This is a genomic window from Barnesiella sp. WM24, from assembly GCF_004570975.1.
Taxonomy (GTDB): domain Bacteria; phylum Bacteroidota; class Bacteroidia; order Bacteroidales; family Muribaculaceae; genus Muribaculum.
In genome coordinates this window covers 109,003-122,585 of sequence record NZ_SPPC01000005.1, presented here as the reverse complement: position 1 = coordinate 122,585, position 13,583 = coordinate 109,003, and the positions used below count along the sequence as shown (strand labels likewise).

Sequence of the window (13,583 nt, the reverse complement as noted above, 5' to 3'; positions counted from 1 at the left end):
TTTTTTGTCGATAAGATTGCCGTTGCTAATTTGTACGCTTAATTCCACAATCATACTCACCTGCATAAAACTTGCGGTGTCGGCTGATGAAAATTGTATGTCCGGGGCGCATAGTGCTTTAGACCGGGATTACCATCATGGGGATGTCGGAGTAGAATAGCATCTTGTGGGCAATCGACGGATTAAACAGGCGTGCAAATATATTTTTTTTCTTGTTAGGCACGGCTATCAGGTCAATACGCTGATTTTGCTCGATGGCATGGAAGTCATCAATGACATTGTTCAGCGAGAGGTCAGCAAGCTTGAATTTGTACAAGGGATAGTGTTCGGCACAGTATGAGAGCAGTTTGTCGGACGCAGCCGCGCGGTTGCCTGAAAATTTCCGCGAAGGCACATTTACTATTGTCACGTCAAGGCGCTCGTCGGTGAAGAATCTATATACGGCATCAAGCGCAAGGATGTCTTCCTGGTCGAGGTTGCTGAAAAACAGGACATGGCGTATGTCGTCCATACGTGATATCTCAGCTGATTCAGGGACAGTAAACACAGGAAAACGGCAAGAATCGAGCACCTCTGCCGTGACGCTTCCTATCAGCTCTTTTTCTTTTTTTCCGGCTTCGCGTGTACCCATTACTATAAGCTCCGGCTTCTTTTCTTTGGCAAGCTCTATGATGGCTTCTTCCGGGACGCCTTCCACTACCGATGTGGTGAATTTTACAGGCGGCAGCTCGCTGTGTTTTATCCTGTCACGGATTTTGGCGACAAATCCGGTCATTAGCTTGTCGGCCTCTTTTTCCATCATCAGCTTCATTTCGCTGTCGGCGATGTCGTAGCTCACGGAATCGGAAAGCTGCATGTCGCTTGCCATGTAGGGGTTGAGAAATGAGTGCAGAAGGATGATTGACGCTTTGTGACGGTAGGCGAGATGAAAGGCTATGTCGCATGCCTTGACAGAGTGGTCGCTGAAGTCGACAGGCACAATCATGACCCGGTTGTGGGGCGGCAGAGCGTCATTGTCGGGCGTCGCAAAAATATCGGTGTTTTCAATAATACGCAGTGCAAGAGGGAGGTCTTTTTCGTGGATTCTTACACGTACCCCGCTTGACACTACAGGGTGAGAAAGGTTTACATTGTGCAAAACCACAGGCACGCCTTCGCTTTCAAGGAGTGACTTGAGGCGTAAGGCGTGCTCGTAAGTGTGGATTGCCACAGTGATGAGGCGATCTTCAGTCATAAGTTTTTCTCGGATTACGCTTCCTTTCCGGCAGCTTGCTCTTCGAGTATGGCGATAGCCATGTCGTATATTGTAGTATCGTCAAGGACAACAATTCCCCCGTCGGGCCCCGGCTCTATGTGTACGCCGCAATTTTGTCCAAACTGATAGTTGCTGCCACCAAAATAGTTACGGACTGTCTGTACGGTGCAATTGAGCTTATCGGCTATCTGATGCATTGACCCGTCGGGCAAACTGTCCTTGATGCGGCGGAGATCGTTGAATGAAATCGTCTTAGTCATGATACTATAAGTTTTAGTTAGTAAATTAATTCTGTTAGTATTTGTTGTCGTTAAAATTATAATTTTGACAGCAGAATTCCAAATTTTGAACAGGGAAATATTATGTGTTTAAAAACATGCTTTTTTAAATGCGCTCAATGTCAGAGCCGCGTATCCAGGCGCGGGTGCTGTTGTCGACTTTTACGTCATACCATCTTACTGTAGTGGAGTCCACTTTGGTCGACAGTGAATCGAGAATTTCTACAGTTGTGCCCTCGTGGAGCAGTACGGCTTCCTCGCTCCTGTCTTTTGGCGCGCGGGGTGAAGTGCTCAACAGGGTCGATGGCTCGACTACCACGGCGATATTGCCTGAAGTGGAGTAGCGGGTGGATATTGACGCAAATATGTTGGCAAGCACACATATGGCAAGTAGTATGATGGCTCCGAAAAATCCTGTCTTGCGTAGCCTTACATCTGACATGAATACATACAGGGCAATCGCTCCGAGAAACAGTACAAAAGCTCCGATGGCTATCGCCGCCCATGTATTTGCAGGCACTTTGCAGGCAAATCCGTTGACGGTATTGGAGATGAACATTCCTCTGTCGCCTGGTTCGTCAGTGATTTTTGAGTTTACAAATTCAAGATTGGCGCGTGCCTCTTCATTTGACGGGTCAAGGCGTAGCGCGCGTTCATAGTAGAGAATGGCTTTCCCAAGTTGTTTCTGGCGGTAATAGCAGTTGCCGATATTGTAGTATAGCTCCGATGATGTGCCTTCGGTTTCGGCAATCTGTAGATAGAGGCGTGTCGCCTCGGCAAAGTCATCGTGCATGTAGGCTGAGTCGGCTTCCTGGGTCAGGTTGACGCCTGACGCAGGAAATGCAGTGACTGTCGCCAGCAACAATATGATATATGTTAATACGTTTCGTCTCATAATGCTGAAAGTAATGATTGTTAGCGTTTAGCCCGCTTCAGGTTCTCCATGTCGTTCATCGCTTCGGATGCCTGCCTGAATAGGTGTTCTATCTGTTCGTCGCTCTTTGCTGGTGAATAGCGAGCCATCTCACACTCGTCGATAATCTCGATTATTGACGATGTAAGATTTTCGCTTGCACCGTAGCTCTGAAGCTGCTGGGCGATATTGTCGCGTGTAAGCTGTGACGCAGGGATGCCGAGTTTGTCGCTGAGGTATCCCCACACGGCACGCAGCATCTCGTCGTAGAACTTGTCGTTATCGTGGGCGTCAAGATAGCCTTTTGCTGTTTTAAGACGTTTTTTTGCGACTTTGCCAGCATGGGCGAGGCGTCGTCCTTGTATGTCGGCGTTAAGTTTCACCTGCTTGCGGTAGATTAGAATTACGGCGAGCAAAATGAGGGCAAGGAGGATGTAGAGCGGAACATACCACCATGAATGGAAGATGTAAGTGTGGGTCTTGCTCAAGCCGAGGTCGCCCATCTTGATATGCAGTATGTCGGTATTCTTGCTTGCTATCGACTGTTTGCTGACGTTGCTTGTCGATGACACTGCTGCGCCCTGTGCTACTTTGATGTTATAAGACGGGGTCGATAATGTCACGTATTGCTTTGTGTCGGGATTGAAATAGACAAATTTGTCAGCTCCGATTGTGAAGTTGCCCACTGTCTGAGGGACAAATGTATATTCAACTGTCATTGAGCCTGTGACCGTGGAGCCGGTGACGCGGGCGTCAACGCTTGTCTGCGGTGTGTATTGCTCAAATTCGCTCGGGAAGTCAATTTCGGGTTCTTTGATTGACTTGATATTGCCTGTGCCCTTTATGGTGTAGGTCAGTGACGCCGCTTCGTTGGTCTTGAACGAAGCGGTGTTAAGCTTGCTGTCGATTGAGAATGTACCGACTGCACCTGTGAATCCTTCGGGCTGTGGCTGCGGCAGCGGGGTGATGTTGATAGACGCTGAGTTGGAGCTTACCTTAATCTCTTTTTCAACAGGGCGTGTGCCACCCCAGAATCCGGTGAAGCGCTCATGCTGCACGACTGTCACATCATATTTGCCGGAGTTTATGGTGAGCTTTCCTGACTTCTGCGGGAATATGATACACTGCTTCAATATCGCGGTCATATAATTCTGACCGTTATAGTGCTCGACTTCGTTGAGCTGGGGCTGGAGGTTAAGCTCTTCAATGAGAAATCCGTCGAAAGCGGGTTGGGTGGTAGGCATAAAAGAGCTTATGCTATACTTGGTATATAGCTTTATGGTGCATAGTATCGCTTCCTGCTCGTAAGCGTGGGACTTGTTTAGGATGATGCGCACAAACACGTCATTTGCCGACACGGTCTTGTCGGGCGACTGGCTGCTTATGTCATCGACACGTGCGCTCTGACCTGCCTGGGCTGCTTTATCGGGGGGAAGCACCGTGAAGCTTACCGGCTTAGTGGTATAGGTTTTTCCGCCTGATGTGATGTGGGCTTCGCCGATTACATATGTTCCGGGGCTGTCGGCACGATAGGTAAACGAGTAGTCGACCGTTGTCGATGAAGTAGACTTGCCGTTGACCCACTGGTAGTTTTGCATTGTTGACGTAGAGGGACCGAAAAGTAGGGTACACCCCTTTACTTCCGGAGCTTTCAGCCCCGAACCCTGACCGTCTTTAAGTCGGAATGTGATGTTGAATTTGTTGCCTGCTATGACTGTCCGCGGCGGAATTGTCGTGAACGAAGTCTCTGCGTGGGTACCGAAAGCGATACCAATCAGGATGGCAATCAATATATATACTCGTCTAATCATAATCGCTGGTTATTGTTACCATTGCTTGCCGACAGGTCGCGATGAAGCTCCTGCCTCTTTCTTTTTCATTTCCTGGACTTTGCGGCGGGTGGCATTTTCTTCGTTTTCCATCGCCTTGAGGATTTTATCGGCATTGGCATCGCTTATGCCGCCCTGTTGCTGTTGCGGCGGCTGCTGTTTTTGGTCTTGCTTTTGCTGATTTTGGTCTTGCTTGTCCTGGTCTTTATCCTTGTCTTTGTCTTGATCCTGGTTCTGCTGCTGTTGCTGATCTTGGTTCTGATCCTGCTTGTCCTGGTCTTTATTCTGGTCCTTGTTTTGTTGCTGTTGCTCCTGTTGCTGTTTCTTCAGCTGCGCAAGGCGCAGGTTTTCACGCGCCTTGTCGTTGTCGGGATTTTTGCGCAATGCGCCTTTATACATGTTTATCGCCTGGTCATATTGCTGCTGGTTAAACGCCATGTTGCCAAGATTGTAAAAGGCGTTTTCCGCTACTGAGATGTCCTGAGCCGACTGTGCGACATTCTGTAGCAGCGTCTGCGCTTCTGCCACAGGATTGTTTCCCTCGTTAGGGTTGGCGCTGCCCGACTGGCGTATCAGCGATGTCGCGAGATTGTACATTGCAATCTCGCTTGCGGCGTTTTCCTCCAGTGCCTTGCGATAGGCAACCTCCGCATCGGCAAATCGCTTTTCTTCATAATACTTGTTGCCTTCTCTTATGAAATTGCGTTCCTTGCGGGTGGAAGTGTCCTTGGTGTCTTCCTTAGCCGCCGCCGGCAGGATAGCCGTAGCCAGTAATATGATAAGTATGATATGTTTCATGACTGAGCCTGTTTTTTTTACTTACTGAAGAAATTAATCTTTTTAAGCCAGCCTACCTTGCGGTCAAGCATGAATATGTCAAGTATCAGGAATGTCAGCGCAATCCATCCGAATACGGGAAATTGCTCCGCGCTTGCCGAGTATACGACTTTTTCAAGATTGCTCTTAGAGAGTGTGTCAAGCTGGTCGGCTATGTCTTTTACGACGGTTGACGACGCACCCTGCACATATATGCCTTCGCCTTCATCGGCTATCTTCTGAGCCATCTCTTCATCAAGGCGGGTGGTGACGGGGTTGCCGCTGTCATCTTTCATGAACTGACCGTTGGCGCCTATAGGTATAAGCGAGCCTTTGGTCGAGCCAAGTCCTATGACATCGACTTGTATACCTTGCTTTACCGCTGCCTTGGTTGCCGCAATCGGGTCGTCGTCAAAGCTTTCGCCGTCGGTGATTATTATTATGGCGCGTTGCATATCCTCGTCGGGGGTGAAAGAGTTCATCGCCATCTCTACTGCGGCGCCGATAGATGTGCCCTGTGTGGGTACCATCTCTGTAGATATGCTGTTAAGAAACATTTTTGCCGATACAAAGTCGCTGGTGATGGGCAGCTGTGTATAAGCGTCGCCCGCAAAGACTATAAGCCCCACTTTATCGTTGTCAAGCTTGTCGATGAGTTTTTCAAGCACAAGCTTCGCGCGCTGTAGCCTTGACACTCCTTTGGGGTCGTCGGTCGAAGAGGCGAGCATGGAGTTGGACACATCAAGACATATCATTACCTCAATGCCCTGAACTTCGCTGACCTCCTCTCTGGCGCCCGCTCTTGGTCGTGCAAGCACTATTACAAGCGCGGCTATCGCGATGAGCTGCAACACAATCTTGATGCCGGGCTTATAGCGTGATGCGTCGGGCATGAGCGGCAGAAGGGTATCGGTCTTTCCGTATCTTGACAGCCTCTTGCGGCGTGAATGGCGCGCCCAAAGAAAGAGCAGAGCCACTGCGGGAAGCAGTAGCAGGAGATATAACAGATATGTATTGGCAAAACTGAACATAGGCTTATTTATTCTAAGGGATTGTGCGCAAAACAGTGTGGCGCAGTATGATTTCTAAGAGGAACAGACCGAGCGCGAGCCATGCCCACATCATGTAGTTGTCTTCGGTGTGAGAAAAGTGGCGCACATCCATTTGGGTCTTTTCAAGCTGGTCTATTTCCGCAAATATGTCTTTAAGCACGGTGTTGCCCGTCGCGCGGAAGTATTTGCCTCCCGTAGTGTTGGAGATAGACTGCAACGTGGCTTCATCAATCACTACAGGCATGTTTACGTAGTCGATGCCTCCGTAGTAATTCTGTTGTGGCATGGGCGCGGTGCCGTTTTTACCGACACCGATCGTATAGACTTTGATGCCATATTTTTTAGCAATCTCGGCAGCAGTGAGCGGTGCCACATTGCCGGTATTGTTGGTTCCGTCGGTTATGAGAATTATGCTTTTTGATTTAGCCTTTCCGTCTTTTATGCGGTTGATGGAGGTCGCAAGACCGTCACCTATCGCGGTGCCGTCTTCAAGCATCCCCATTTTGATGTCGTGGATATAGTTGGCGAGCATTCCGCGGTCGGTCGTCATCGGGACAGCGGTAAAACTTTCACCGGCAAAGATGACTACACCGATGTTGTCGGTTGTGCGTCCCGCCACAAATTTAGCAGCCACGTCCTTGGCAGCCTCAAATCGGTCGGGCTTGAAGTCGCGCGCGAGCATTGACGTGGAGATGTCAAGGGCTATAATGATGTCGGTACCTTCTGTCGATGAGGTGCGCCAACTGTCGCGTGTCTGTGGGCGTGCAAGTACGATGATGACACATGCGATTGCGGCGAGACGAAGCAGAAAGAGACCGTGCATGAGATATTCCTTGAAAGATCTCGGCAGCTTCGCATAGGGCTGCACTGAAGAAATCTCCAATGCGGGATAGGCATTGCGGTGTTTCCATATATACCACGCTATCAGTGGTATAAACAGAAGGAAAAGCCATAGATATTCTGGATGGGCGAGTTGCATTATTCAGTCACTTTTGGTTGTGGGTTATCATTTACTGCCTCGGTTGGCTCAACCGGTTTTGTGTTTTCTACAAATGTCACGGCATTGTTAAATGCCTTTTGGTTGTCATCGGGCAGAGGTCTTACCTTTGCAAATTTCACGAAGTCAGCCATTTCGAGAATCTGTTTCATGACCGGAGCCGAGGTCCTTGTATCATCGTTGGACTGCAGATGATGCATAATCTGGGTTGATGTCATCTCCATGGCGTTTATGCCGAATCGCTTGTCAAGATATATACGCAATATCTCGGTGAGTCGGGTGTAATACTCTTTTTCATGACCGTTTTCGCAGAGCTTCTCTGACTTGAGCCTGTTAAGCTGCTGCATTGCAAGCTCATAAGGCGGAACGGGCTTCTTCTTTGGAACAAGTGGAATGGCTTTCTTGCCCTTGATGTAGCGCATCCATACAAATATGCCTGCCGCACAGAGCAATACAATGATGAATATCCACCAGTAGTCGACAATGAAGTCGGGAAGATAATCCCATATGCGAGTATTGGGCTTGACGACACCGGCATAGTCGTGAATTGTCGCCATAGAGTCTACCGGCACAGGTATTACTTTAAGTGCAAGTGCATTGGACGTAAAGGTGTCCTTGCCGGCTACATATACAAATGGCGGAATCGTATACAGTCCGGAATCAAATGACTGGATTACGAGTTCGCGTTTTATCTCTTCGCGGTTGTTGCCCAGGTCGGTTGTGTCAGGTTTCACGGCTCTGATGACTTCCACTTCGCGGGTAAGAGTGTCGCCGCTGTTGTTGATAAACGCACCCTGAGTGCCCCGGTCCTGCACAATCTCAAGATTAAGCACTGTCTGCTTTCCCATCAGGATGTAGGCGGAGTCGAGCGACGCTTTTACGCTCACGGGAGCGGCAGCCGCGCGGTCTGACACTGCCAGTCCTGCAATGGCGATAATAAGGCTTATGATAATTGATTTGCTCATAGTGTCTATCTCAGTTCGCGTTTTTTGAAAAGCGCCATGAGCGCCTTGACAAAGTCTTCATCTGTAGTGATAGAGGCATGTTCGACACGACTGCGGTTGAACCGCTCTATCATCGTCTGCTGTCGTTCATACCACCATTTGTTGAAAGCCTGCCTTACTTTGGCTGAGGATGTGTTGACCCAGCGGTCGGCGCCGGTTTCAAGGTCAACGACTCTCATGAGCCCTACGTCGGGCAGCTGGGCGTCGCGCTTGTCATAGACCTGTATGGCTGTCACGTCGTGCTTGTTGTTGGCGATTGTGAGCGCCTTGTAGTAGTCGTGGCTGTCAATAAAGTCGGAGATGACAAATGTCGTGCATCTCTTCTTTAGCGCGTCGGTCATGTAGCGTAGGGCACCGCCTATGTCGGTGCCTTTGCTTTCCGGATTGAAGTCGAGCAGTTCGCGTATTATGAATAGTATGTGGCGTCTGCCCTTTTTCGGTGGAATGAATTTTTCAATGCGGTCGGAAAAGAATATCACACCGATTTTGTCATTGTTCTGGATTGCCGAAAAAGCGATTGTCGCCGAGATTTCTGCAATCATCTGCCGCTTGTCTTCGCCGACAGCACCAAAATTACGGCTGCCCGACACGTCGATCAGCAGCATTACAGTAAGCTCTCGCTCCTCTTCGTAGACCTTGACATAGGGGTGATTATGGCGAGCGGTGACATTCCAGTCGATGTCACGGATGTCATCGCCATACTGATATTCGCGTACCTCGCTGAATGTCATGCCGCGCCCTTTGAATGCCGAATGGTATTCTCCGGCAAATATGTTTTGAGAAAGACCTTTGGTCTTGATCTCAATCTTTCTTACTTTTTTTAGAAGCTCATTGGCATCCATAAGCTATTGTCGCTGTTTAGGGCACTTCGACTTTGTCGAGTATGGTTGAGATTATTTCATCGGCGGTGATGGTGTTGGCTTCCGCTTCATAGGTGAGTCCGATACGGTGGCGAAGCACGTCGTGGGCAACCGCTCTTACATCTTCAGGCACCACATAGCCGCGACCACGAAGGAACGCGTAGCTGCGTGCCGCGCGGGCAAGGCTGATTGACGCACGTGGTGAAGCGCCGAAAGCGATTATCGATGTAAGGTCGTTAAGTCCGTAGTCGGCGGGGAAACGTGTCGCAAACACGATGTCGACAATGTAACGCTCGATTTTCTCATCGATATATATTTTCTCACACACTTTCTGTGCCTCGAGGATTTCTTCCGGCTTCAGCAACGGCTTGATTTCCTTGCGCTCGTTTGTGATATTCTGTCTGATGATGACTTTTTCTTCTTCCTTGGAGGGGTAGCCGATGACCACTTTCAGAAGGAAACGGTCAACCTGCGCCTCAGGCAGCGGATAGGTGCCTTCTTGCTCGATAGGGTTTTGGGTTGCCATCACAAGGAATGGCTCGTCGAGACCGAATGTATTGTCGCCGATAGTCACCTGACGTTCCTGCATCGCCTCAAGCAAGGCACTCTGTACCTTTGCCGGGGCACGGTTTATTTCATCGGCGAGCACGAAATTAGCAAAAATCGGGCCTTTTTTCACCTGAAACTGTTCGCTTTTGACGCTGTAGACCATTGTACCGATAACATCGGCGGGCAGCAGGTCGGGAGTAAACTGTATGCGGCTGTATTTGGCATCGATAATCTGTGCAAGTGTCTTGATGGCAAGAGTCTTGGCAAGACCCGGGACTCCTTCAAGAAGGACATGCCCGTTAGAGAGCAGCGCTATAAGCAGCGAGTCGATAAGATGCTTCTGACCTACTATGGTCTGATCCATACCTCTCTGTATGAGGTTGATAAAGTCGCTCTTTGCCGCTACAAGGTCGTTGAGCTCTCTGATATTTACCGTTTCACTCATAAATTTGGTTTTTGTCGAGTAATATATTGTCTGTTTATTTATTATTGACAGTAGAAAGTTTTTGTTCCCTCTTTGGTGCAAATTTAAAAATTCTAACAAATCATTCGTTAAACGGGATTGTTAAAATTAGCTATTTAACCTTTATCTTCTTAAAAGATTAAGATTATTTTGCCAATCGGGCAGAAATTTCTCCGATTTTCTTCTCGGCGCGGCGGAGGCTTTCAGGGTCGTTGGCGTTTATTTCATATTTCCGGGGGTCAGGAATCGTGACTGTAGTCCCGGGACGTATACGGTTGGGATTGGTTATTACATCGGAGTTTTCTTCATAGATGTATACCCAGAACTTGTAGTCGCCGTAATACTTGCGTGACATTGTAGTCAGATACCGGCTTGTGCTGATTGTGTCGACTGCTATAGGCTCATAGGTTTTTACCGTGTCGGTAGCCTCTGTCTCCACGAGTGTAGTCGAGTCAGTATCAATCGGTTCTGCTAATGTCCCGGCTATGGTGTCGGGAGCTGTCGACTCGGTTTTTTCCCCGTTGTCGGCTGTTGGCTCTGTGACAATGTGTTGTCGGCCAATGAAGAATCCTGCAATCAGTCCTGCCACCAGTCCTATGGCTGCCGCGAGCCAGGGATTGAACCTCCGGGGTGAATCGCCGGGCTGCTCCTCCTCGTAATCATATTCTGCAGTTGCCGTTGATTCCTGTTCCTCGGGTTGCTCTTCGGCTTTTTCAACTTCGGGCAATGGCTCGGTATCATTTGTCTCATCATCGTCACTCGCTGTTGTCGCCGGCTCGCTGCTGTCGGTAGGCTGCTGGGTGTCTTCTGCCGCCGGCTCCTCTACAGGAGCGGTCTCGGTTTTAGCCGAGGAAGGGATAGGCGGTATAGAAGGCGCGGGTGGGATAGGGGGTATCACAGGAATCGCTGCCGCCGACTGCTCTATCTCGGTTGTGGCGTCAATCACGGCGTCGGCTTCTTCCAGGGTGTCTTCAGTCACGCCTTCGCCAAGAGGGACTGCGTCAAAGAATGCAAACGGTTCATTTACCGCATCGGCAAGCTCTTTTTCGGGAGTCCAGATTACCGGACAGTCTTGGCTGTCACCGGGAGAAAACGAGCCTATGCCCTTTATCGTCACTGACTTTCCCTTTGCGAGGGAGTCGGCAATCAGGTCAAATAGATGCTTCATGAATGTCTCGGCTGTCGCCGGGTTTCCTGATGTCAGCTTCGCCATTGCATCAGCGAGCTGGGGAAATGTTATCTTGCGGTTCATCTCGACTCCTTGATTTTACGTTTCAGCAATGAGCTTGGGTTAAACCTGATGTTGATAGCAGGGGGTATCAGCATCTTCTGTCCTGTTGTCGGGTCAGTATCGATGCGCTCGTCTTCTTTTACCGGTTCAAACTCTCCGAATCCGGGAATAGCTATCGTGTCCATGTCGCTCAGTCGCTCTTTTATTACCGCAGTGAGGCTGTCAAGCAGCGACGTGATGTCTTTGCTGTCTCGTCCCATTGCTGCCGACAGAGAGTTGATTATGGCTTTATTGTCCATGTCGTCAGAGCTATTACCAGATTATAACGCGTTTATCGGGCGCAAGATACATAGCATCGCCATCCTTTATGTCAAATGCCTTGAAGAATGGCTCAATGTTACGCAGCGAGCCGTTTACTCTCCATCTGCCGAGCGAGTGGGGGTCGGTTTTGGTGCGTAACAGTATCTCCTCGTCACGGATGTTGCCTGCCCAGACGTTGGCGTAGGAAAGATAGAAGCGCTGGTCGGGAGTGAAACCGTCAATTACCTTTCCTTCGGAGTCGCCGAGGCTGTTATGATAGGCGGTATAGGCAACACGCAATCCTCCCTGGTCGGCGATGTTTTCTCCGAGGGTGAAGCGTCCGTTGGCGTGAGTGTCTCCAAGCACTATTATGTTGTCAAACTGTTCGGCGAGACCCGATGTGAGCGATTCAAACTTCTCTTTGTCAGCCTCGGTCCACCAGTTGGCAAAATTGCCGTCTTTGTCAAACTGGCTGCCTTGGTCATCAAAACCGTGGGTCATTTCGTGTCCGATTACGACACCGATGGCACCATAGTTTTCAGCAGGGTCGGCATCGGGGTTGAAATATGGCGCCTGGAGTATTCCGGCGGGGAAGCATATCTCATTGGAGAGAGGCGAATAATAGGCGTTGACGGTCTGCGGTGTCATGTACCAGCGGGTCTTGTCGACGGGTTTTCCCCAGTCGGCGAGATTGTAGTCGATCTCGTGCTTTATGGCGTCCTTGATATTGTCCCAATAGGAGCGGCGACGGTCGATTTTAAGTGAAGAATAATCGCGCCATTTGTCGGGATATCCGATTTTCACGGTGAAGGCATCGAGCTTTTCCAATGCCCGCTGCTTAGTCGTGTCGCTCATCCATGTCAAGCCTTTTATATGCTGTCCGAGGGCGGTTTTCAGGTTGCCTACAAGTTCAAGCATCTTGTCTTTGGATGTCTTGGGGAAATGCTTCTCTACATATAGCTGACCGACAGCCTCGCCGAGCAACGCATTGGGCACTCCGAGAGCCCGCTTCCAGCGTGGCATAGGTTCCTCTACGCCCGACACCGCCTGCGACAGCTTGAATTTAGCGTCGGTGAAGTCGTCGCTAAGGTAGTCGGCGGCTGTCGACACATAGCTTACGGTAAGATAGTCGTGGATTGCCTGCTCGGAGGCTTCAGCGAGTATGGCGTTTATTTCAGCGAGAGAATTAGGCTGACCGATTATTACCGATTCAATGTCAGTGATGCCCTGTTTCGCGAAGTAGCGTCGCAGGTCCACATAGGGATATTTTTCGGCAATTTCGTCAAGCGTCATCGGATTGTAGGTTGCGGCAGGGTCGCGCAGCTCTTCGCGTGACATGGCGGCTTTTGCAAGGCGTGTCTCGATTTCCATTACGTTGTCAGCCGTGCGTTTCTGCGCTTCAGTGTCGTAGCCGATAAGTCGGGTCAGAGTCATTATATAAGTGCGATAGGCATCGCGTATTTTCTTTGCGTTATCGCTGTCTTCAAGATAGTAGTCGCGGTCACCGAGCCCCATTCCGCCTTGACTCCAGTACATGGCGTTAACATCAGAATTCATCATGTCGGCTTCAACCCCTGTGGCAAAAAATCCATCGACGCCTACTTTGGTTGCAAGCAGGTCGATGACGTCGCTTTTGGGAGTCTGGTTGATAGCCACCACGTCGCCGATTATCGGCTGAGAGCCCTCTATGTTGAGCCGCAGGCTGTCGAGCCCCATTTCATAAAGGTCGCCGATTTTTTGAGCGATGGAGCCTTCGGGCGAGTTTTTGGTGTCGAGGTTCATGATAAGTTCACGTAGCTGTATGCGGTTGTTTTCGCGTAGCTCGTCAAATGTACCGTAGCGGGCAAATTCCGGTTTAAGCGGATTTGCTTTCATCCAGCCACCACAGGCATAGTCGTAAAAGTCGGTCTGTGGTGCGACCGAAGTGTCAAGATTTGCGCGGTCGACGCCTCTTTTTTGTTCTGCGTTCATATTTTGGGTCGATATTATTGCAAGGGAAACAAGTATGTATTTAAAAGGATTCATCTATTAAAATT

The 13,583-nt window shown here is 49.6% G+C and carries 13 protein-coding genes; all 13 read right to left on the bottom strand.

The window, feature by feature from the left end:
- Positions 1 to 118: 118 nt before the first annotated feature.
- Positions 119 to 1,234 (bottom strand): universal stress protein, encoded by a 1,116-nt coding sequence (locus tag E4T81_RS06700; RefSeq protein WP_135042666.1) that lies wholly within the window; start codon positions 1,232 to 1,234, stop codon positions 119 to 121.
- A 14-nt stretch (positions 1,235 to 1,248) separates the two neighbouring features.
- Positions 1,249 to 1,515, bottom strand: a complete 267-nt coding sequence (locus tag E4T81_RS06695; RefSeq protein ID WP_135042664.1) for a DNA-binding protein — start codon at positions 1,513 to 1,515, stop codon at positions 1,249 to 1,251.
- 124 nt (positions 1,516 to 1,639) lie between these two features.
- Positions 1,640 to 2,428, bottom strand: a complete 789-nt coding sequence (locus E4T81_RS06690) for a tetratricopeptide repeat protein (protein ID WP_135042662.1) — start codon at positions 2,426 to 2,428, stop codon at positions 1,640 to 1,642.
- A 20-nt stretch (positions 2,429 to 2,448) separates the two neighbouring features.
- Complete coding sequence (locus E4T81_RS06685) at positions 2,449 to 4,257, bottom strand: BatD family protein (protein ID WP_135042660.1); 1,809 nt, start codon at positions 4,255 to 4,257, stop codon at positions 2,449 to 2,451.
- Between the two features lie 15 nt (positions 4,258 to 4,272).
- On the bottom strand, positions 4,273 to 5,073 hold the full coding sequence (locus tag E4T81_RS06680; protein ID WP_135042658.1) for a tetratricopeptide repeat protein: 801 nt from the start codon (positions 5,071 to 5,073) through the stop codon (positions 4,273 to 4,275).
- Positions 5,074 to 5,090: 17 nt separating this feature from the next.
- Positions 5,091 to 6,122: a VWA domain-containing protein gene (locus E4T81_RS06675; protein ID WP_135042656.1), complete on the bottom strand. Its 1,032-nt coding sequence runs from the start codon at positions 6,120 to 6,122 to the stop codon at positions 5,091 to 5,093.
- 13 nt (positions 6,123 to 6,135) lie between these two features.
- The gene (locus E4T81_RS06670; protein ID WP_135042654.1) at positions 6,136 to 7,122 is read right to left on the bottom strand and encodes a VWA domain-containing protein; all 987 of its coding nucleotides are present in this window, start codon (positions 7,120 to 7,122) and stop codon (positions 6,136 to 6,138) included.
- Positions 7,122 to 8,105 (bottom strand): cell wall anchor protein, encoded by a 984-nt coding sequence (locus E4T81_RS06665; protein ID WP_135042652.1) that lies wholly within the window; start codon positions 8,103 to 8,105, stop codon positions 7,122 to 7,124. The genes E4T81_RS06670 and E4T81_RS06665 overlap by 1 nt, the downstream gene beginning before the upstream one ends.
- A 5-nt stretch (positions 8,106 to 8,110) precedes the next feature.
- Positions 8,111 to 8,986: a DUF58 domain-containing protein gene (locus tag E4T81_RS06660; protein ID WP_135042650.1), complete on the bottom strand. Its 876-nt coding sequence runs from the start codon at positions 8,984 to 8,986 to the stop codon at positions 8,111 to 8,113.
- 16 nt (positions 8,987 to 9,002) lie between these two features.
- Entirely contained in the window at positions 9,003 to 9,998 is a 996-nt protein-coding gene (locus E4T81_RS06655) for a MoxR family ATPase (RefSeq protein ID WP_135042648.1), read from the bottom strand.
- Between the two features lie 163 nt (positions 9,999 to 10,161).
- Positions 10,162 to 11,268 (bottom strand): HU family DNA-binding protein, encoded by a 1,107-nt coding sequence (locus E4T81_RS06650; protein ID WP_135042646.1) that lies wholly within the window; start codon positions 11,266 to 11,268, stop codon positions 10,162 to 10,164.
- On the bottom strand, positions 11,265 to 11,546 hold the full coding sequence (locus E4T81_RS06645; protein WP_135042644.1) for an HU family DNA-binding protein: 282 nt from the start codon (positions 11,544 to 11,546) through the stop codon (positions 11,265 to 11,267). The genes E4T81_RS06650 and E4T81_RS06645 overlap by 4 nt, the downstream gene beginning before the upstream one ends.
- A gap of 13 nt (positions 11,547 to 11,559) precedes the next feature.
- Entirely contained in the window at positions 11,560 to 13,572 is a 2,013-nt protein-coding gene (locus E4T81_RS06640) for a M13 family metallopeptidase (protein WP_135042642.1), read from the bottom strand.
- Positions 13,573 to 13,583 lie beyond the last annotated feature (11 nt).